Below are 20,346 nucleotides of genomic sequence, written 5' to 3'. Positions count from 1 at the left end.
ACCTGTTCCCATGCCGAACACAGAAGTTAAGCTCTTTAGCGCCGATGGTAGTCGGACTTACGTTCCGCAAGAGTAGGACGTTGCCAGGCAACTTATATGGAGGATTAGCTCAGCTGGGAGAGCATCTGCCTTACAAGCAGAGGGTCGGCGGTTCGAACCCGTCATCCTCCACCATTTATTACTTTTAATAGCCGGCCTAGCTCAACTGGTAGAGCAACTGACTTGTAATCAGTAGGTTGGGGGTTCAAGTCCTCTGGCCGGCACCATTTTAAAGAGCCATTAGCTCAGTTGGTAGAGCATCTGACTTTTAATCAGAGGGTCAGTGGTTCGAGCCCACTATGGCTCACCATTATTTTAATATCGCGGGTGTGGCGGAATTGGCAGACGCACTAGACTTAGGATCTAGCGCCTTACGGCGTGGGGGTTCGACTCCCTTCACCCGCATATGCAGAAGTAGTTCAGCGGTAGAATACGACCTTGCCAAGGTCGGGGTCGCGGGTTCGAATCCCGTCTTCTGCTCCATTATTTTTGCCGGGGTGGCGGAACTGGCAGACGCACAGGACTTAAAATCCTGCGGTGAGAGATCACCGTACCGGTTCGATTCCGGTCCTCGGCATAATCCTATAAAATTATGCGCCCATAGCTCAACTGGATAGAGTACTTGACTACGAATCAAGAGGTTATAGGTTCGACCCCTATTGGGCGCATTAATTTACGGGAAGTAGCTCAGCTTGGTAGAGCACTTGGTTTGGGACCAAGGGGTCGCAGGTTCGAATCCTGTCTTCCCGATAAACCTAAAATATATATGGGGGCTTAGCTCAGATGGGAGAGCGCCTGCTTTGCACGCAGGAGGTCAGCGGTTCGATCCCGCTAGTCTCCACCATATTTAATAATACAACATAAATACAACGGCGGTGTAGCTCAGCTGGCTAGAGCGCACGGTTCATACCCGTGAGGTCGGGGGTTCGATCCCCTCCACCGCCACTAATTATTAGTTGTAAATTATATTTAGGACCTTTAGCTCAGTTGGTCAGAGCTAACGGCTCATAACCGTTCGGTCGCAGGTTCGAATCCTGCAAGGTCCATATAATTTTGGAGGAATACCCAAGTCCGGCTGAAGGGATCGGTCTTGAAAACCGACAGGGGCTTAACGGCCCGCGGGGGTTCGAATCCCTCTTCCTCCGCCATTTTTATCATAATTGAATATAATTTAATTTTAGCTAATATTTGTGGAGGAATACCCAAGTCCGGCTGAAGGGATCGGTCTTGAAAACCGACAGGAGCTTAACGGCTCGCGGGGGTTCGAATCCCTCTTCCTCCGCCATTAATATTATTATCGCGGGATGGAGCAGTTCGGTAGCTCGTCGGGCTCATAACCCGAAGGTCGGTGGTTCAAATCCGCCTCCCGCAATTTTTAAAGGTCCCGTAGTGTAGCGGTTAACACGCCTGCCTGTCACGCAGGAGATCGTGGGTTCGAATCCCATCGGGACCGCCATTTTAATTATGGTTCAGTAGCTCAGTTGGTAGAGCAATGGATTGAAGCTCCATGTGTCGGCAGTTCGATTCTGTCCTGAACCATTTTATGCAAGCCGGCCTAGCTCAACTGGTAGAGCAACTGACTTGTAATCAGTAGGTTGGGGGTTCAAGTCCTCTGGCCGGCACCATTCTTAGGAGGGGTAGCGAAGTGGCTAAACGCGGCGGACTGTAAATCCGCTCCTTCGGGTTCGGCAGTTCGAATCTGCCCCCCTCCACCATTTATTTTTAATTTAATAGGGGCATATTTCAACGGTAGAATAAAGGTCTCCAAAACCTTTGATGTGGGTTCGATTCCTACTGCCCCTGCCATGGCGGTTGTGGCGAAGTGGTTAACGCATCGGATTGTGGTTCCGACACTCGTGGGTTCGATTCCCATCATCCGCCCTTTATATTAATGGGCTATAGCCAAGCGGTAAGGCAATGGACTTTGACTCCATCACGCGCTGGTTCGAATCCAGCTAGCCCAGTTTTTTATTGGCGGCATAGCCAAGTGGTAAGGCAGAGGTCTGCAAAACCTTTATCACCGGTTCAAATCCGGTTGCCGCCTTCATCAAAATGCGGGAGTAGTTCAACTTTCAGAATACGTTCCTTCCCGGAACGTGGTATAGGTGTAAGTCCTATCTTCCGCTCCATAATTTAATAATTAAGCGGGAGTAGTTCAACTTTCAGAATACGTTCCTTCCCGGAACGTGGTATAGGTGTAAGTCCTATCTTCCGCTCCATAATTTAGTAATTAAGCGGGGGTATTTCAACTTTCAGAATACGTTCCTTCCCGGAACGAGGTATAGGTGTAAGTCCTATCCTCCGCTCCATAATTTAATAATTAAGCGGGAGTAGTTCAACTCTCAGAACACATTCCTTCCCGGAATGAGGTATAGGTGTAAGTCCTATCTTCCGCTCCATTTATTCTTCCTTATGGGAAGTTTTTTTTTATATCTTTTTTTGTCTTAACATGTATCCCTATTTTAAATTCCAATATTTGTAGCAATTTCTATATAATATGGTAATATGAATAATCATAATAGTGTTTTGTACTATTAATTTAAGCAACATACATTATTATAAATATTTTGTGGTAGGAGACTGTATATAATGATTAGAACAATGATGAATGGAAAAATTCATAGAGCGAGAGTTACGGAATCAAATTTAAACTATGTAGGTAGTATTACTATAGATAAAGATTTATTAGAAGCAGTTGATATATTACCTAATGAAAAAGTAGCTATTGTAAATAATAATAATGGGGCAAGGTTTGAAACATATGTGATTGAAGGTGAACGAGGTAGTGGTAAGGTTTGTTTGAATGGTGCGGCCTCTAGATTAGTTGAAGTGGATGATGTGGTAATCATTATGACTTATGTTCAGCTGAAGGAAGAGGAGCTTTCTACACATGCTCCAAAAGTTGCTGTTTTGAATGAATATAATCAAATTACACAAATGATTCATGAAGTTGAGAGTGAAGCCATAACTGATTAGCATTAATATTTTACTTTGACGTTTTTAATTCCTCTATATAATTATATATAAGAAATTCATGTTTTATAGATTTTAACTTTTACTTAATTTTTAGCATTTATCTAAGTTATTATGCTTAAAGCTCTGAAGTTGAATAGTGACAAAATTTACAATTTACATTTTAAATAATTGTACTTAAACCTAGCAATTATAGGTTTATTTAATAAATCTATTGACGACAAATGTAGTTAGTAATATAATATATTTATGCCATTTAGAAGTTGTATAATATTTACAGATATAAATGATGATTAATAAATAGTCTCTTATGAGCTATTGAGCCGGCGTGGCGGAATTGGCAGACGCGCGGGACTCAAAATCCCGTTCCTTTTTGGAGTGTCGGTTCGATCCCGACCGCCGGTACTAATAAAATAACTAACACTTTAGAAACATCATTTAATGATGTTTCTTTTTTTTACTTTTTTAAGTTTAAATAGAAGTTTCTTTTGTAAATCTCTATATTTATAGAACCTTAAAAATTAATTATTACTATGCTTAAGTTAATATTGTAGTTTAATACAATGTGTAATATTATTAGTCTAATGTTATATTTGGAGGACATAATTTGATGGTTAAATATAAGAGTTCAGAATCAAGCGGAAAACAATTTTTTAGTAATATTTTACAAGCCGTTGGTGCAGGAGTAGTAATTGCTTTATTACCTAATGCATTATTAGGGGAGTTATTAAAGTTTTTTAAAGATGGTAATCAATTACTGGAATCAATATATCAACTTGTAGTATTAATTCAGTCATTTATGGCATTTATAATTGGAGTTTTAGCAGCACATCAATTTAAGTTTAATGGTGCAGGAGCTGCAATGGTTGGTGTCTCTGCTATGTTAGGTAGTGGCGCTGTGAAGATTACAGCCGGAGGATTTGTGTTAAATGGTATCGGTGATATTATAAACACCATTCTCGTCGTTATTGTTGCATGTTTTTTATATTTATTATTACGCGATAAACTAGGGTCATTAGAAATGATTATTTTACCAGTGTTAATACCTGTAATAAGTGGCGTTATTGGATTATATACGTTAAGTTACGTATCAAACGTAACTAAAGGTTTAGGACATGTTGTTAGTTCGTTTACAGAACTTAATCCAATGTTAATGTCGATATTAATTTGTATTACTTATTCATTATTAATGGTAACGCCAATATCTGTTGTAGCTATTGCAACTGCCATAGGTTTATCAGGATTAGGAAGTGGTGCAGCAAATATGGGTATAGTTGCTGCATGTGTAACATTTTTATTTGGTTCAATTAGAGTTAATAGTACAGGGGTGAATTTAGTCCTAATAATCGGTGCTGCAAAAATGATGATACCGGTTTATTTTAAACATTTAATTATTGCAATTCCATTAACTATAAACGGTATAATCGGCGGTTTAATTGCTTATTTCATCGGTATACATGGCACACCTATGTCTGCAGGATTTGGATACACAGGCCTTGTAGGGCCAATAAACGCATTTAATCGTATGGATGGAGATCCAATGACCAACATTATTCTACTTGTTTTTGCTTACTTTATCATACCTTTTGTATCAGCGTTTTTTGTACATGAATTATGTAAAAAATTCATTGGTAAATATTCTGATGAAATTTATAGATTCGAAATTCCGAGACAATAGGCGTAACAAACGTTACAAACTAAAACCAACAAACAATTTAAATTTTGCATATATCAAAATAAAGATAAGTATATGCTATATCACTTTTTGAAGTGCTTAATAGGGCGGTTTTAGAAATCATTACTAAAATTTTGATTTCTAGCCGCTTTTTTATTCATAATTTTTGCATAATAATTTATTTTTATTAAGGGAAATGCGATAAAACAATAAATTTAAATTTCTTCATTGAATAATATTACGGTATTGTGTATAATGATTGATATTATAGAGAGGGGATACGAAAATGAAACACATATTAAAAAGCTTTATGGCATTTATAATTATTTTTAGTGCCATAATAAGTTACATAAACCCTACAGCTCATGCACAAGCACAAGATGATCAATGGGAAAAAATAAAAGAGCGGGGTGAGTTAAGAGTCGGTTTGTCCGCGGATTATGCACCTTATGAATTCGAACATAATGTTAATGGTAAAACCGAATACGCGGGAATAGATATTGAATTAGCTAAAAAAGTGGCAAAGGACAATGATTTAAAACTAAAGATTGTAAATATGCAATTTGATAGTTTATTGGGAGCTATTAAAACCGGGAAAGTAGATTTGATTATTTCTGGTATGACACCTACACCAGAACGTAAAAAGGAAGTAGACTTTTCTAATCCTTATATGACGGTTCAGCAAAAAATGATTATAAAAAAATCTGATGCTGATAAATTAAAATCTATTGATGATTTTACTAATAAAAAAATAGGGGTTCAAAAACAAACGCAACAGGAAAAAATCGCCCAATCAGATATTGAAAATGCTCAAATTCAATCACTGACTAGAGTTCCAGAAGTAATCATGTCATTAAAAAGTGGAAAAGTTAGTGGCATGGTCATTGAAGGCCCAGTGGCAGAAGCCTATTTAAAACAAAATAAAGATTTAACTTTTGCTGATGGAGTGAAATTTAATGAAGGAACTAAAAGTACTGCAATTGCTGCACCAAAAAACGCCCCTAAATTAATGGAAAAATTAAATTCTAGTATTAAAGAAGTTAAGGATAAAAACTTAATTGCAGATTATAAAGATTCAGCTGCAGAAGCAATGAAGAAAGATGATGGTAACTTCTTTAGCAAGTATGGTAACTTTTTCTTAAAAGGTATTCAAAACACTATTTTAATTTCAATTGTGGGAGTGTTATTAGGGACTGTTTTTGGAGCTATTATAGCATTAATAAAACTTAGTAAGATAAAAGTACTTAGATGGATAGCTTCAGCTTATATTGAATTTTTAAGAGGTACTCCATTGTTAGTACAAGTATTTTTAGTTTATTTTGGTACCACAGCGATGCTTGGTTTAGATATTTCAGCTTTAATTTGCGGTATGATTGCGCTTGTAATTAACTGTTCTGCTTATATTGCTGAAATAATAAGAGCAGGAATTAACGCGGTAGATAAAGGACAAACGGAAGCTGCACGTAGTTTAGGGCTTACTTACGGCCAAACTATGAAAACAGTTATATTACCTCAAGCGATTAAAAAGATATTACCAGCGTTAGGTAATGAATTTGTAACTGTAATTAAAGAATCATCAATTGTTTCTGTAATAGGTGTAAGTGAAATCATGTTTAACGCTCAAGTAGTACAAGGTGCTTCATTTGATCCATTCACACCATTATTAGTGGCAGCAGTCTTATACTTTATACTTACATTCACACTATCTAGAGTGATGTATTTCTTTGAAGGGAGAATGAAAGTTAGTGATTAATATTAAAAATTTATATAAAACTTTTGGTAAAAATGAAGTTTTAAAAGGTATTGATATGTCAGTGAATCAGGGAGAAGTTGTAGCTATCATTGGACCTTCAGGTAGTGGAAAAAGTACATTGCTGCGTTGCATGAATTTATTAGAAACACCTACAAGTGGTGAGGTTATATTTAAAGATCATAGCTTAACGAGTAAAAATACAGAGTTAGAAAAATTACGTCAACAAATGGGGATGGTATTTCAAAACTTCAACTTATTCCCACATAAAAAAGTAATAGATAATATAATTTTAGCCCCAAGTTTATTAAAAAAAGACAAGCAAAGTAATTTAATGGAACAAGCTCAGGAATTACTAGATAAAGTAGGATTAAGTGATAAAGCTGATGCATATCCTTCACAATTGTCAGGTGGACAAAAACAGAGGGTTGCTATTGCTAGAGCATTAGCTATGAATCCAGAAGTTTTACTTTTTGACGAACCTACTTCAGCATTAGACCCAGAAGTGGTTGGTGATGTTTTGAAAGTTATGAAAGATCTTGCAAAAGAAGGTATGACAATGGTTGTTGTAACTCATGAAATGAATTTTGCTAGAGATGTGAGTGATAAAGTAGTATTTATGGCAGATGGTGTTATCGTTGAATCAGGTACTCCGGAAGAAATATTTGACCAGCAACAACATGAAAGAACTAAAAACTTCTTAAGTAGAGTATTATAAATTTTTGTTAAAGCCAGGTAGATTAAGTAATTATGACAATACAATTACTTATTTGCTTGGTTTTTATTTTTGATAATAAAAATTGAATTTGCGCATACTCTTAACACGAAATAATGTGTTAAACTGTAGGATGTATGTTTTTAATGTGGGGTGTAAGAATAAATGGATTTAAATCAATTAAAACAAGATGTAATTGACTATGCACATACGATAGGTATTGATAGTATCGGTTTTACCACTGCTGATCCATTTGATGAAATGAAAAAAAAATTAGTTGACTATCATGCTAAAGGTTATGCATCAGGTTTTGAAGAATCAGATATAGAGTTGAGGACTGAACCGAAATTAACATTACCAACTGCACGTTCCATTATAGCGATTGCGGTAGGTTATCCCAATAAATTAAAGGGCGCACCTAAAAGTACTAGAGGAGATAGAAGAGGTATGTTTGCTCGTGCTTCATGGGGGCAAGATTATCACTCTATTATGAGAAAACGCTTGGATAAACTAGCCGACTACTTGAGAGATAGAGTAGATGGTGTTGAAATCCAGTCAATGGTAGATACAGGAGCATTGTCAGATAGAGCTGTGGCAGAGCGTGCTGGTTTAGGCTATGTTGGTAGAAATGGCTTTGTAATCAACCCTGAGCTAGGAACTTGGACATATTTAGGAGAAATGCTTGTAAGTGTGCCTTTTCCACCAGATGACCCATTACTGGATAGTTGTGGAGATTGTACCATTTGTGTTGACCGTTGTCCGACTGGTGCACTAGTTGGAGATGGCCAGTTAAATAGTCAAAAATGTATTAGCTTTTTAACTCAAACAAAAGGATATTTAGCAGATGAATATCGTTATAAAATAGGTAATAGGCTATACGGATGTGATACTTGTCAGCAAGTGTGTCCAAGAAATAAAGGTATTAACACCCAGCATGAAGATATTGTCTTAGAACCTGAAATTTTAAAACCAAGATTAGTACCATTACTAAAAATGAGTAATAAAGAATTTAAAAATACGTATGGTCATTTAGCAGGTGCTTGGAGAGGTAAAAAGCCAATCCAACGTAATGCGATAGTAGCATTAGCACATTTTAAAGAAGAGAGTGCTATTCCAGACTTACAATATGTAGCATTAAATGATCCTCGTCCAATGATTAGAGGTACTGCGTATTGGGCAATTGGACAAATACAGGGCGAAGATGCTAGAAGTTTTATTGAACAACAATACCAAAATGAACTAGAAGAAGTTCAACAAGAAATGTTAAAAGGATTAGAAACGAGGAGAGAACAATAGCATGACAAACCATATCGTATTATTTCAACCGCAAATACCAGGCAACACCGGTAGTATTGCAAGAACTTGTGCAGGAACATATACCAATTTACATTTAATTAAACCATTAGGATTTAGTACAGATGATAAAATGTTAAAACGTGCAGGACTAGATTATTGGGAAACTGTAAACATCATGTATCATGAAAGTATAGAAGAATTTTTTGAAGCCACTGAAGGAACATATTATTTGTTAACAAAATTTGGAGAAAAAACATATTCGGACTTTGATTTTACAAATACTGAGCATGACCACTTTTTCATATTTGGTCGAGAAACAACAGGCTTACCCGACTGGGTAAAAGAGAAATATGCAGATACTGCACTTCGTATACCTATGAATGATAATATTAGATCTCTGAACCTTTCAAACACTGCTTCTTTACTAATTTATGAAGCCTTGAGACAACAGAATTTTCCAGAGTTGCATTAATACTTACCTAAATGAATGAAAATATACTAAAAGCTTTGTATAATGATAATAAGTCTTATAATGGCTATTTGGACGAATCATCACTTAGTTTAATAAAGTACTGGTTTATAGAAACATTATATAGGGTATTAATAAAAATAATGCTAGAACCGTCTTAATAGAAAAAGAGGAGTGTAATTACTATGGCAATGAACTTTAAAGTTTTAGAAAACGAAAAAGTTGTAGCTGAATATGCTGCAGATATTTTAAGAAAACAATTTAACAATAATCCAACAACTATCGCAGGTGTACATCTTGCTAGTGACAATGCTCCTGTATTGGATGAATTAAAGAAAAATGTAGATAAAAATGCAGTAGATTTCAGTCAAATAAATATATTAGATTATGATGATAAGAAATCTTATTTTGAAGCGTTAGGAGTACCAGAAGGTCAAATATATAATGTATCATTTAGTGAAGATACTGAGTCATTTATTAAAGATAAGATTAAAACTAAAGAAAACAAAGGCAAATTAGTGACACAAGTACTTTCTATTGATACAAAAGGTAATTTGGACGTAAGTATCAATCAAGGCCTTTTCTCAGCACGTGAAGTAATTTTAATCATTACTGGTAGTGAGAAAAAAGAAGTAGTTCATAAACTTTATGAAGAAAATGGTAAAACAAGTTTTGAACCTTCAGATTTAAAAGCTCACCGTATGGTTAATGTAATTTTAGATGAAGCGGCTGCAGAAGGTTTACCTGAGGATGTTAGACATTATTTCACAGCACGTTTTGCATAAACAAATGTGAGGTGATTCAAATGACAAAAAATAAGAATTCAAATGAACAACAAAACGAATTTTTAGTACCTGAGAATGAAATGGTCGACGATTACGATGATGTTGTTGAATTAGGCAAAGAGATGGAACAAATTTCAGAAGAAAATGATGAAGATAAATTAGATAAATCACATGATGCTGAAGTACGTTCTGATCTTAATGATTAATAAATAGCTGAGCCTGGGACATAAATAGATGTCTCAGGCTCTTTTTCAATTTGGCAGTAGGTGACTGAATTGAAAATACGATTATATTAAGTTTTTTTCAATTCTAGTCACCCTTGCCGGGTTGGACTACGAAATCTATATTAGAAAATTTGATTTCTGTCCCACTCCCTTTTATATGTCACATATTATTTTACAATTAAAAAATTTATAACATGTTTTAGCTAATAATAGCAATCGTACGATAATATATGTATTTATAGATGAAGAAATAGAATGAGGATGGTCAGTTCTATATTGTTGTGGACTTATTGCAAATTAGATTATAGTGCGAGTTACAAAAAGAAATGCCATGTTAAAAGTTAATATGGTATGATTAAATCATTATTGATTTAAGGAGATTTATATATGTTAAGTAAGCAATGGAAATATATCATGATAGTTGCAGTAATTGTTAACTTAGTATCAATTAAAGGTTTCCCAATGGCAATTGGTGCTATCTATTTACCTGTATTATTTAAAATTATTAAATTGCAGATAAATCTGTCACGTGGTCTTGTAGATCAGGTTAATGCTTCAACATTTGTTAAAGGTAATCAAACAGGTATTATTATCAGCGTTTTATGTTGTATGATCGTAACAGTTTTATTGTTTAAGCCGTTAGGAAATTTTTATAGTAATTTAGACGGCTTTTTAGGTTTTCTAATAACTATAAGTCCAGTAACGATGGCAATCGGGGCTATACTGTTAATTTTAACTGCTATTGGTATTATTCAAGCTGCTAAAGAACAGTTTAAAAACGTAAATATTACAAAATAACTATAATGACTAATAATTTTTAAGTAGAAAATCTCGGGAATATTCGAGGTTTTCTTTTTTATATAAAAAGAAACAATTTATTGAAGTGATAGAAAAAAGAGTCAATAAACGTTATGCTTTGGAGAAAAATAGATTTATTATGAAAACGCTATATAATACGATTGCCCGTTTAAAATGATTAATGCTATACTTAAAACGAACTAAGATTAATGAAGGGGAGATTTATAAATGTCAGTTAGAATTGAACATGATACATTCGGTGAAATAGAAGTACCATCAGACAAATACTGGGGTGCACAAACAGAAAGAAGTAAACGTAACTTCCCTGTTGGTAAAGAACGTATGCCAATTGAAGTTGTTTATGGATTTGCTCAATTAAAAAGAGGTGCCGCTTTAGCTAACCATGAATTAGGGAAATTATCGGATGCTAAGAAAGATGCAATTGTTTATGCATGTGACCGTGTATTAAATAAAGAATTAGATGATCATTTTCCTTTAGTAGTTTGGCAAACAGGTAGTGGTACGCAAAGTAATATGAATGTTAATGAAGTTGTCAGCTTTGTGGCAAATACTTACTTAAAAGAGCAAGGTAGCGATGAGTCTATTCATCCTAATGATGATGTTAATAAATCACAAAGTTCTAATGATACGTTCCCTACAGCAATGCATGTTGCATTATACAATGAAGTAGAAACGAAACTAGAGCCTGCATTAAAATCTTTAAGAGACACATTTAAACAAAAAGAAGAACAATACAACGATATTATTAAAATAGGGCGCACACATTTACAAGATGCTACCCCAATCCGTTTAGGCCAAGAAATTAGTGGTTGGCGCTATATGTTAGATAAATGTGAAACATTATTAACTGAATCAAAAGCACATATTTTAAATTTAGCAATAGGTGGAACTGCCGTTGGTACAGGTATTAATGCCCATCCTGAATTTGGTGACAAAGTCGCTAAATTCATCGCAGAAAATACAGGTTATCCATTTGTATCTTCTGAAAATAAATTCCATGCATTAACTGCACATGATGAGGTAGTACAATTACATGGTTCTTTAAAAGCGCTTGCGACAGACTTAATGAAAATTGCTAACGATGTTAGATGGTTAGCATCAGGCCCACGTGCAGGATTGGCAGAGATCTCAATACCTGAAAATGAACCAGGTTCATCGATTATGCCAGGTAAAGTAAATCCCACACAATGTGAAATGTTAACAATGGTTGCTGTCCAAGTTATGGGGAATGATACAGCAGTAGGAATTGGTAGTTCACAAGGTAACTTTGAATTAAATGTATACAAACCTGTTATATTACTAAATACACTACAATCTATTTATTTATTAGCAGATGGTATGGACACATTTAATAGTAACTGTGCTGTCGGAATAGAACCAATTCCTGAAAATATCGATAATTACTTAAATCAATCGCTTATGTTAGTTACTGCTTTAAACCCACACATTGGTTATGAGAAAGCAGCAAGTATTGCTAAAAAAGCACACAAAGAAGGCCTAACTTTAAAAGAATCTGCAATTCAATCAGGCTATGTAACAGAAGAACAGTTTGAGCAATGGATTAAACCAGAAGATATGGTTGAACCGAAGTAAATATACCGTAAAAAAAGCAACTGTTGTTATCAATTAAATAATGTCTTGTCATACATCACAAGGTATGTTCTCTACTAATAAACACACTGTCAATTTAAATGGCAGTGTGTTTTCTTTTTATGATATTAAGAATTTTGAATTTATACGTAATATAACCTATAAGAAAAATAAGTGGTGAAATAATAGTTATAACTTTGAGTAAATAGTATAAATATAGACTATAAAAAAGACACCTCAATATAAGTATAGTCTCTGTGACTTTTTATTGAAGTGTCTATATAATTTGCAGAATAGACATTAAGGTATCTTTTACACTTGTTATAGTATGAAAGCTACCATTAAGACTGTGACATGAATATTACTTAAAATTATTTCTTTGAGTAAATAGCGAAACTATGCTAATAAATTAGATTTTATCATCTAGACTGACAGAAATTTGTTCTTGTGTCAGTGGATGGATGAATTCAATTTTGTAACTATTTAATTGAAGTTGCCTCAATGTAGAGTTTCCATATAATGGGTCACCTATAACTGGATGTCCAATTTCAGCTAAATGAACACGAATTTGGTGAGTACGACCTGTATCTAACTTCAATTCTAATTCACAGACATCTTCTTTAACCATTTTTGAGTCAAGAATATGTGTGGTTGCTGATTGACCAGTTGGTGATACCCTACGCTTGTTAGAATGGAATTTATCTTTACCAATCGGCATATCAATAGTTTGGGGTTTGATTGGTAATAAACTATGAACATTAGCTTTATAGATACGATCAATTTCATTTTCTTCTAACATACGATCTAATATTTTCTTCATCAATGGATTTTTCGCTACGATTAATAAACCAACAGTTTCTTGGTCTAGGCGGTGAATTGGTTCAACGTAGTCACTTTTAACTGTATAAATAACATGATTCATTAAAGTATTGCTTTCTTTTAAATCATTTGGATGTGTTTTAACGCCTTTTGGCTTCATGACTATAGCGATATCATCATCTTCATAGTAAACTTGTGCAAAACGATAACTAGGTAAATAGTTACTTACTTCATCTGGAGTAGGAATAAAGACTTTATCACCTGTGTTAACCCTTGTCATTAATGAAGCGGTTGCGCCGTTAATTGTAATTGCTTTGGACATGTTTAAATTATGCAAATCTTTTTTAGGTAAATGCAATTGTTGGAAAATTTCTCTTAACGTTAAATTATTGTATTTAATAGGGATTTCAAATTTCATAATATCCTCCTTGATAATCAACTATTATCATACCACAAACATAGATTTAAAAATATTAGATAAATACTTTCAGTAGATTAAAAATTACATTTGTAATTAAAACATACATTCAAACAAAAAATCAGGATTTTTAAATTATTACCTGAGAAGGTATAATAAATATAAAGTTGTAAAGAAATGGACTGGTTAAATGGAAAAACCAACGAGACTTGCATTGTTAAAAGAAATAGCTGAATTTTTAAATGAAGAGACAGAAACATATAATATGATTCAAGGTGCACTGGAATATTTAATTGAGGGCACTACATTTACTACGGGTTGGATATTTTTTATAGATGATGCAGGACAACATGAATTAGTTGCACATTATGATTTACCTGGTGCATTATCAAAGCAAAATTGTAAATATATGTGTGAAGGTACCTGCTGGTGTGTGCAAGCATATCAAAATAAAAAACTGACAAAAGCATCAAATATTATAAATTGTTCGCGTATTAATCTTGCAAATCGTGCATTTCAAGAGGAAACAGAAGGCATTACACATCATGCCACGGTGCCGCTGCGCTCAGGAGATGAGTTGTTTGGTCTTTTAAATGTAGCAACGCCATACAAGACAAGTTATAGTGAAGAGGATTTAGAATTATTAGAGTCTGTTGCTTTTCAGATAGGGTCTGCAATAAAACGAATTGTATTAACAGATCAAGAAAAAGAAGCAGCACGTATAAGTGAAAGGAATCGGCTTGCGCGTGATTTACATGATTCAGTAAATCAATTACTTTTTTCTGTAAAATTAACCGCGCATGCTGCACAAGGCATTTCTAACGAAGAAGTATCACGTAAAGCCTTTAATATAATTGAAGAAACGAGTCAACAAGCAGTAAATGAAATGCGTGCATTAATTTGGCAACTAAAACCAGTTGGATTAGAACGAGGTTTAGTTAAGGCTATTCAAAATTATAGCGACGTATTACAATTAAATTTATCAGTTAGTGTAGAAGGTTTAATTAGTTTACCAAGTATTATTGAAGAAAATATCTATAGAATTATTCAGGAAGCTATGAATAATACTAAAAAACATGCTCAAGATACAGAAACTACTTTAAAATTAGCGCAAAATCAAAACTATTTTTATGTAGAAATTAAAGATTACGGTATTGGTTTTAATATGCGACAATCAAACTATAATAATTCTCATGGCATTAATAATATGAAACAACGAGCAAAAACGATTAATGCTAATATAGACATAACATCTGAAGAAAATAAAGGAACTCAAATTTATATAAAAGTGCCGTTATAATATGATGGAAGGAAGGTTAAAATGAATCGAATTGTGCTTGTTGATGATCATCACATTGTAAGGCAAGGATTAGAATTTTTATTGTCTACAGTAGATGATTTAGAAGTCATTGGAGGATTTTCAGATGGTAAATCATTTTTAGCATACTTAACAACTAATGATTTACCAGATATTGTATTACTAGACTTAGTAATGCCAGAAATGAACGGCATTGAAATTACAAAGATATTAAAAAATAATTATCCTCAAATAAAAATATTGGTCTTAACGAGTTATGTTGATGATGAACACGTGATATCTGCTATTGACCAAGGGGCAGATGGATATGAAATGAAAGATGTTGAACCAGAGCAATTAATTAAAACAATAAAAAACGTGTTAAATGGGGAAAAAATTATTCATCCACAGGCTCAAAGTGTTATGGAAGCTGTTAGTAAAAAGCCACATTTTACAAATAAATTATCTAAACGTGAGGCAGAGGTTTTAGCTGAAATGGCCAAAGGTAAGACTAATAAAGAAATTGCAGAAACATTGTTTGTGTCTGAAAAGACGATTAAAACACACGTGAGCCACATTTTTAATAAATTGCAAGTAACGGATCGTACACAAGCAGCTATCTACGCGATGCAGAACAACTTAATATAAAATCTGAATTTTATTTAAATATATACTATGAAGTGGCAATTTTTTCAGTATTTTGAAAAATTACTTTAAAATATATAAAAATACTATATAATATAAGATAATAATCAAAAGGGGATGTTGCTATGAAAACAAAAAATCTTTCGTTGAAGATTGTCATAGCATTAATACTAGGTATTGCAATCGGTTCTATATTTAATATTTTTGCGGGCTCAGCTTTTGTCGAGAACGTTGATAAATACCTATTTAATGTTATCGGACAAATTTTCTTGAATTTAATCTTTATGCTTGTAGTACCTGTAGTATTTGTATCCATTGTTTTAGGAGTAGTCGGTGTAGGGGATCCGAAATTATTGGGAGGAATTGGACTAAAGACGATTTCTTTCTTTTTAACTACGACAGCAATTGCAATTATTATTGGAATTACTTTGGCATTAGTATTACAACCTGGGGCAGGTAAATCAGAACTTTTAAATAGTGATGATGTATCAAGTTATCAGCAAACACTAAACAAAGAAAATAGTGCTCAAGATTCGGCAGCAAAACAAACTTTTGATCAGACGCTTATTAATTTGTTTCCTAAAAATCCATTACAAGCTATGACTGAAGAAAATATGTTGCAAATCATTACATTTGCGATATTTATTGGCGTTGGTATTATTATGGTCGGTTCAAAAGCACAGATGGTACATAAATTTTTAGAACAAACCAATGAAGTATTAATGTATATCGTGACTATGATAATGAGCGTGTTCGCTCCAATAGGAACATTTGGATTGGTGGCACATGCATTTACAGGAGCAGGATTTGGGGCAATCCAGCAACTGGGGATGTACTTCTTTATTGTATTGTTAGCCTTGGCAATCCATTTCTTTGTAGTTTATGGTACTGCTGTCAAGGTTATGGGAAGAACGAGTCCATTGAAATTCTTTAAAGACTTTATTCCTGCTATTACATTAGGTTTTAGTGCCTCAAGCTCGACAGCCACTTTACCAGTTTCTTTGGAATGTACGAAAAAAATGGGAGTTAGACGTGAAATTGCTTCATTCGTACAACCACTAGGGGCGACTATTAATATGGATGGTACGGCAATAATGCAAGGTGTTGCGACTATATTTATTGCACAAATTTCAGGTGTTACGCTATCTTTTGCCCAAATTATAACGGTAGTGGTAATTGCCGTAGTAGCTTCAATTGGTACTGCTGGTGTTCCAGGAGTCGGTTTAATTATGTTAGCCATGGTGTTAAACGCGGTAGGCTTAGATCCAGCTGCAATCGGTATAATCTTAGGTATAGATAGATTGCTAGATATGACAAGAACTTCAGTGAATATAACTGGTGATGCAGCATGTGCATTAATTATTTCTAGAGCTGAAGAGAGAAAATTAGCCGCAAAGAATGAATAATTTTAAATAGTTTAGAATGATAATTTAAGAGGACGAAACATTATTATAATGTTCTGTCCTCTTTTTTTAATTAAAATCAATAGTTGTAAAAGTAAATATGTTATTGGTTAACTGTTTTTATAAATTATTCTATAAAAACAAATTATATGTTTTAAGTTGTCGTTAAAAATATTTTTAAAATTAAAAATAAGACTTTAGGACTACCTAAAAAATATTGCCATAACAGTACCTTTGTGCAACAATTGTAAACATAGTATTAAGAAAGGGTAAAGGTAATGTTAAATATATTGAGAAGCTTTAAAAAGCGATTAAAACATTTAGATATTGGTATTATAATTAGTTTTATAATTCTAAGCGTCATCGGTGTCATAATGGTATACAGCGCAAGTATGGTTCCGGCTTCTAAAGGGAGTTTAACAAATGGAACCCCCATAGAAGCTAATTATTTCATGAAAAGACAATTTATCTTTTTCATTTTAAGCGTTTGTATAATCTTATTTATTAGTATGTACTTTAATATTAAAATTCTAAGAAATGTCAGCACTCAAAAATTTCTAATAGTAGGGACATTTGCATTATTAATCCTGACATTACTGATTGGTAAAGATGTAAATGGTTCTAGAAACTGGATTAATCTTGGATTGTTTAGTTTACAATCCTCTGAGTTTTTAAAATTAGTTGCTATTTTTTATCTTTCATTTATTTTAGATAAAAAATTAACTAACAATAAAGATTATAAGTTGAAGAATATTGTTCCACCATTAGGCATATTAGGTGTGGGATTAGTTCTAGTTCTAATGCAAGGAGATCTCGGAGGCACATTATTAACAGTTGCAATTATTGTAGCTATCTTAATGTATTCGGATATCAAAAATAAAATAAAAATCCAAATTTTAACAATTACTTCAATTCCTGTAGTACTATATATCTTTTATACTTTAGTTTTTGATTCGAAAAATCTATACAGAATGAAGCGAATTAAAGTAGTATTGAATCCATTTAAATATGAAAATAGTGATGGATATCAACTGACAAATGCATTAGTTTCAATAAGTAACGGTGGGGTGTTCGGTCGTGGTCTAGGTAATGGTATCTTGAAATTAGGCTATTTACCAGAACCACATACAGACTTTATATTTACTGTTATTTCAGAAGAATTAGGACTCATAGGTGTATTACTTATACTACTAATGTATGGCTTTATTATTTTAAAAGGATTTATTTATGCAAACAAAACTCGTAACCACTTTTATAAATTAATTTGCGTAGGTGTAGTGAGCTATTTATTTATGCAAGTATTTGTAAATATAGGCGGTGTATCTGGCTTGATACCATTAACTGGTGTAACACTTCCATTGTTAAGCTATGGTGGGTCATCCATGTTAAGTATCAGCATAGCATTGGGTATTTTATTGGCAGTTATCCGAGAAATTAAAAAAGAGACAAAAGTATATGAATAATACATAAAAAAACAATTGAATAACAAGTGGAAAGGAAAAAGTAATTTGAAATTATCGAAAAGAGGCAAAATTGTAGCGATTATTTTACTGTTAATACTTATAATAATCGGATTTTTTGCATATAAGTTATTTCATTTGAATCAAGCAATACATGATTCAAACGGAACAGATGAAGCAACGAAAGCAACACAAGAAAAAATAAAAAACAATAAACCAATATCTATCGCAATATTTGGGGTGGATTCAGATGTGAAACGCGCTGAGGAAAATATGGGACAACGTACAGATACACTATTAATTGCATCAATAAATCCCGAAAAGAATAAAACAAAACTCATTTCTATACCTCGTGATATGAATAGTAATATCCCTGATGTCGCTGGCAATCAAAAGATTGCACATGCTTACGCATATGGTGGTCCAAAGACAGCAATGGAGACACTTAGACAAAATTTAGATGTACCGGTAGATGCTTATGTTACTTTAGACATGGATGGTTTCAAAAAGATGATCGACATTTTTGATGGTGTAACTGTAACAAGCAATGCTACATTTAGTTATAATGGTTCTAATTTTAAAGAAGGACAAAAAGTAAAATTAGATGGTGATAAAGCACTAAATTATGTGCGTAGTCGTAAAGAAGAAGGTGCAGGTGGTGACGAAGGTCGTACTGAAAGACAACGTCAAGTAATTGATGCACTATCTAAAAAAGCAAATGGATCTTCCAATTTATTTAAGTTAAACAAAATACTTAAAGTTAGTGAAGAAAATGTTAAAACTGACCTGAATGTTGGAGATTTAAAATCTTTATATTCAAATTATAAGGATGCTACAGAATCTATTGATAAAGAATCTATCGATGGTGAAAATTTAATAGAATCTGATGGAGTTTGGTATTTTGAACCAAATGAAGAAGATAAAAATGTTAAAATAAACGAATATAAGAATAATTTAAAATAGAATATAGGGTTTGAATGTTGAGAGGTGTAAAGCAATGACAATTATTATATTGCTTATAATAGGACTCGTTTCTTCTATTATAGGTTCTTTGATCGGTGTTGGTGGGGGTATTATTATTGTACCAACGCTGGTTTTTATAGGTGCAAATTTTGATTTATTAAGTGGTATTACAACGCAAACTGCAATTGGTATTTCATCTGTGACGCTTGTTTTTACAGGTTTATTTTCAATAATTGCTTACCGAGGTAAAGGTAAAGATACAATTGATTTTAGAAATGGTATTTTATTTTCTATTGGTATTATTCCGGGATCGTTATTAGGTGCTTACCTAAGTCAATTTCTGAATGATATATACTTTAATATTATATTTGGTATATTTTTATTTTTAATTTCAATTTTACTTTTTGTAAAAGACTACTTAGCATCTAAAAAGGACAGTACTACAGAAAAAAATGTGAATTTAACATTAGGAATTATTTTTGCATTTTTTGTAGGTATCAGTGCTGGTTTGTTTGGAATTGGTGGCGGTGTGTTAATGACACCATTAATGATTATTGTTTTCAACTTTACGCCGCATGTAGCTGTGGCAACAAGTATGATTATTATTTTTACTTCAAGTTTAGCAAGTTCAGTAGGACATGTGATTCAGGGACATGTTATTTGGGGTTATGGATTGATATTAATCATTGCCAGTTATGTAGGCACAAAATGTGGTGTGAAAATAAATAGATCAATTAATTCTGCAAAGTTATCAAACTTACTTAAATTCGTTTTGATTTGTTTGAGTATATATTTGATTATCAAAGGATTTATTGAATTATAAATTTAAAAGTATGAGTAAAAAAATGTGGATAATTAAGAATTATCGCTTGCTTATTACATAGTTGACTAGAATTGAAAAAGTATTTTTTAAGCGCTTTTTGAATTCTAGCCAGCTTTTAACAACTTAATAGAAAAGAAAAAATTGGTAAGTGTATTTTTAATATGCTTAAAACACTATTATAAT

17 protein-coding genes, 26 tRNA genes and 1 rRNA gene are annotated in these 20,346 nt (G+C 33.3%); 43 read left to right on the top strand and 1 reads right to left on the bottom strand.

Features of this window, described 5'->3' with window-relative positions:
• From rrf to fumC, 37 genes are all read left to right on the top strand, one after another.
• A 5S ribosomal RNA gene (gene rrf / locus ACSUE0_RS13815) occupies nt 1-89 on the top strand; the annotation flags it as partial.
• A gap of 9 nt (nt 90-98) precedes the next feature.
• Nucleotides 99-174: transfer RNA gene (locus ACSUE0_RS13810), tRNA-Val, on the top strand.
• A gap of 16 nt (nt 175-190) precedes the next feature.
• A tRNA-Thr gene (locus ACSUE0_RS13805) sits at nt 191-266 on the top strand.
• 7 nt (nt 267-273) lie between these two features.
• Nucleotides 274-349: transfer RNA gene (locus ACSUE0_RS13800), tRNA-Lys, on the top strand.
• Nucleotides 350-362: 13 nt separating this feature from the next.
• Nucleotides 363-444, top strand: a tRNA-Leu gene (locus ACSUE0_RS13795).
• A 3-nt stretch (nt 445-447) separates the two neighbouring features.
• A tRNA-Gly gene (locus ACSUE0_RS13790) sits at nt 448-522 on the top strand.
• Between the two features lie 8 nt (nt 523-530).
• Nucleotides 531-616: transfer RNA gene (locus ACSUE0_RS13785), tRNA-Leu, on the top strand.
• Between the two features lie 17 nt (nt 617-633).
• Nucleotides 634-707: transfer RNA gene (locus tag ACSUE0_RS13780), tRNA-Arg, on the top strand.
• Between the two features lie 8 nt (nt 708-715).
• Nucleotides 716-789, top strand: a tRNA-Pro gene (locus ACSUE0_RS13775).
• An 18-nt stretch (nt 790-807) separates the two neighbouring features.
• A tRNA-Ala gene (locus ACSUE0_RS13770) sits at nt 808-883 on the top strand.
• 27 nt (nt 884-910) lie between these two features.
• Nucleotides 911-984: transfer RNA gene (locus ACSUE0_RS13765), tRNA-Met, on the top strand.
• Nucleotides 985-1,011: 27 nt separating this feature from the next.
• Nucleotides 1,012-1,085 (top strand) — tRNA-Ile (locus ACSUE0_RS13760).
• A gap of 9 nt (nt 1,086-1,094) precedes the next feature.
• Nucleotides 1,095-1,187: transfer RNA gene (locus ACSUE0_RS13755), tRNA-Ser, on the top strand.
• Between the two features lie 44 nt (nt 1,188-1,231).
• A tRNA-Ser gene (locus ACSUE0_RS13750) sits at nt 1,232-1,324 on the top strand.
• Between the two features lie 13 nt (nt 1,325-1,337).
• Nucleotides 1,338-1,411, top strand: a tRNA-Met gene (locus ACSUE0_RS13745).
• An 8-nt stretch (nt 1,412-1,419) separates the two neighbouring features.
• Nucleotides 1,420-1,495, top strand: a tRNA-Asp gene (locus ACSUE0_RS13740).
• Nucleotides 1,496-1,505: 10 nt separating this feature from the next.
• A tRNA-Phe gene (locus tag ACSUE0_RS13735) sits at nt 1,506-1,578 on the top strand.
• 10 nt (nt 1,579-1,588) lie between these two features.
• A tRNA-Thr gene (locus ACSUE0_RS13730) sits at nt 1,589-1,664 on the top strand.
• Between the two features lie 6 nt (nt 1,665-1,670).
• Nucleotides 1,671-1,754 (top strand) — tRNA-Tyr (locus ACSUE0_RS13725).
• A 17-nt stretch (nt 1,755-1,771) separates the two neighbouring features.
• Nucleotides 1,772-1,845: transfer RNA gene (locus ACSUE0_RS13720), tRNA-Trp, on the top strand.
• 2 nt (nt 1,846-1,847) lie between these two features.
• Nucleotides 1,848-1,920 (top strand) — tRNA-His (locus ACSUE0_RS13715).
• An 11-nt stretch (nt 1,921-1,931) separates the two neighbouring features.
• Nucleotides 1,932-2,003, top strand: a tRNA-Gln gene (locus tag ACSUE0_RS13710).
• Between the two features lie 9 nt (nt 2,004-2,012).
• Nucleotides 2,013-2,083 (top strand) — tRNA-Cys (locus tag ACSUE0_RS13705).
• A gap of 10 nt (nt 2,084-2,093) precedes the next feature.
• Nucleotides 2,094-2,168 (top strand) — tRNA-Gly (locus ACSUE0_RS13700).
• A gap of 15 nt (nt 2,169-2,183) precedes the next feature.
• Nucleotides 2,184-2,258: transfer RNA gene (locus ACSUE0_RS13695), tRNA-Gly, on the top strand.
• Between the two features lie 105 nt (nt 2,259-2,363).
• Nucleotides 2,364-2,438: transfer RNA gene (locus ACSUE0_RS13690), tRNA-Gly, on the top strand.
• Between the two features lie 190 nt (nt 2,439-2,628).
• Nucleotides 2,629-3,015 carry an aspartate 1-decarboxylase gene (gene panD / locus ACSUE0_RS13685; RefSeq protein WP_436957752.1) on the top strand — a complete coding sequence of 129 codons (387 nt, stop codon included), beginning with the start codon at nt 2,629-2,631 and terminating at the stop codon, nt 3,013-3,015.
• A 319-nt stretch (nt 3,016-3,334) separates the two neighbouring features.
• Nucleotides 3,335-3,417, top strand: a tRNA-Leu gene (locus ACSUE0_RS13680).
• 205 nt (nt 3,418-3,622) lie between these two features.
• Nucleotides 3,623-4,690, top strand: coding sequence for a PTS transporter subunit IIC (locus ACSUE0_RS13675; RefSeq protein ID WP_119614508.1), 1,068 nt, complete (start codon nt 3,623-3,625; stop codon nt 4,688-4,690).
• Between the two features lie 283 nt (nt 4,691-4,973).
• Complete coding sequence (locus ACSUE0_RS13670; RefSeq protein WP_436957750.1) at nt 4,974-6,440, top strand: ABC transporter substrate-binding protein/permease; 1,467 nt, start codon at nt 4,974-4,976, stop codon at nt 6,438-6,440.
• Nucleotides 6,433-7,155 (top strand): amino acid ABC transporter ATP-binding protein, encoded by a 723-nt coding sequence (locus ACSUE0_RS13665; protein WP_119614506.1) that lies wholly within the window; start codon nt 6,433-6,435, stop codon nt 7,153-7,155. Before ACSUE0_RS13670 ends, ACSUE0_RS13665 begins: the two co-directional genes overlap by 8 nt.
• 162 nt (nt 7,156-7,317) lie before the next feature.
• Nucleotides 7,318-8,448 carry a tRNA epoxyqueuosine(34) reductase QueG gene (queG, locus tag ACSUE0_RS13660; protein ID WP_119614505.1) on the top strand — a complete coding sequence of 377 codons (1,131 nt, stop codon included), beginning with the start codon at nt 7,318-7,320 and terminating at the stop codon, nt 8,446-8,448.
• Between the two features lies 1 nt (nt 8,449).
• Complete coding sequence (gene trmL, locus ACSUE0_RS13655) at nt 8,450-8,920, top strand: tRNA (uridine(34)/cytosine(34)/5-carboxymethylaminomethyluridine(34)-2'-O)-methyltransferase TrmL (RefSeq protein WP_029376880.1); 471 nt, start codon at nt 8,450-8,452, stop codon at nt 8,918-8,920.
• Nucleotides 8,921-9,102: 182 nt separating this feature from the next.
• Nucleotides 9,103-9,702 carry a glucosamine-6-phosphate isomerase gene (locus ACSUE0_RS13650; protein WP_017723187.1) on the top strand — a complete coding sequence of 200 codons (600 nt, stop codon included), beginning with the start codon at nt 9,103-9,105 and terminating at the stop codon, nt 9,700-9,702.
• Between the two features lie 20 nt (nt 9,703-9,722).
• Complete coding sequence (locus ACSUE0_RS13645; RefSeq protein WP_119614503.1) at nt 9,723-9,908, top strand: SAS053 family DNA gyrase inhibitor; 186 nt, start codon at nt 9,723-9,725, stop codon at nt 9,906-9,908.
• 405 nt (nt 9,909-10,313) lie between these two features.
• Nucleotides 10,314-10,724, top strand: coding sequence for a hypothetical protein (locus ACSUE0_RS13640; protein ID WP_119614502.1), 411 nt, complete (start codon nt 10,314-10,316; stop codon nt 10,722-10,724).
• Between the two features lie 228 nt (nt 10,725-10,952).
• Complete coding sequence (gene fumC / locus ACSUE0_RS13635; RefSeq protein ID WP_119614501.1) at nt 10,953-12,338, top strand: class II fumarate hydratase; 1,386 nt, start codon at nt 10,953-10,955, stop codon at nt 12,336-12,338.
• Between the two features lie 406 nt (nt 12,339-12,744).
• Here fumC and ACSUE0_RS13630 read toward each other — a convergent pair whose 3' ends face one another.
• Entirely contained in the window at nt 12,745-13,572 is an 828-nt protein-coding gene (locus tag ACSUE0_RS13630) for an RluA family pseudouridine synthase (protein ID WP_436957746.1), read from the bottom strand.
• A 190-nt stretch (nt 13,573-13,762) separates the two neighbouring features.
• Between ACSUE0_RS13630 and ACSUE0_RS13625 the strand changes: the two genes are divergently transcribed.
• The 6 genes from ACSUE0_RS13625 to ACSUE0_RS13600 all read left to right on the top strand — a co-directional run bounded on the left by ACSUE0_RS13625 (nt 13,763) and on the right by ACSUE0_RS13600 (nt 20,163).
• Nucleotides 13,763-14,872 carry a GAF domain-containing sensor histidine kinase gene (locus ACSUE0_RS13625; RefSeq protein ID WP_119614499.1) on the top strand — a complete coding sequence of 370 codons (1,110 nt, stop codon included), beginning with the start codon at nt 13,763-13,765 and terminating at the stop codon, nt 14,870-14,872.
• Between the two features lie 21 nt (nt 14,873-14,893).
• Complete coding sequence (locus tag ACSUE0_RS13620) at nt 14,894-15,517, top strand: response regulator (protein WP_119614498.1); 624 nt, start codon at nt 14,894-14,896, stop codon at nt 15,515-15,517.
• Nucleotides 15,518-15,639: 122 nt separating this feature from the next.
• Nucleotides 15,640-16,920, top strand: a complete 1,281-nt coding sequence (locus tag ACSUE0_RS13615; RefSeq protein ID WP_107543210.1) for a dicarboxylate/amino acid:cation symporter — start codon at nt 15,640-15,642, stop codon at nt 16,918-16,920.
• Between the two features lie 275 nt (nt 16,921-17,195).
• Entirely contained in the window at nt 17,196-18,380 is a 1,185-nt protein-coding gene (locus ACSUE0_RS13610) for an FtsW/RodA/SpoVE family cell cycle protein (protein WP_436957743.1), read from the top strand.
• A gap of 45 nt (nt 18,381-18,425) precedes the next feature.
• Nucleotides 18,426-19,340, top strand: coding sequence for an LCP family protein (locus ACSUE0_RS13605; protein WP_436957741.1), 915 nt, complete (start codon nt 18,426-18,428; stop codon nt 19,338-19,340).
• Between the two features lie 34 nt (nt 19,341-19,374).
• The gene (locus tag ACSUE0_RS13600) at nt 19,375-20,163 is read left to right on the top strand and encodes a sulfite exporter TauE/SafE family protein (protein WP_119615218.1); all 789 of its coding nucleotides are present in this window, start codon (nt 19,375-19,377) and stop codon (nt 20,161-20,163) included.
• Nucleotides 20,164-20,346: the final 183 nt, after the last annotated feature.

This window comes from Staphylococcus sp. AS1337 (assembly GCF_051408735.1).
Taxonomy (GTDB): Bacteria; Bacillota; Bacilli; order Staphylococcales; family Staphylococcaceae; genus Staphylococcus; species Staphylococcus xylosus_B.
Note: the sequence above shows the minus strand (reverse complement) of the source record. Positions and strands in the feature narration are given on the sequence as shown.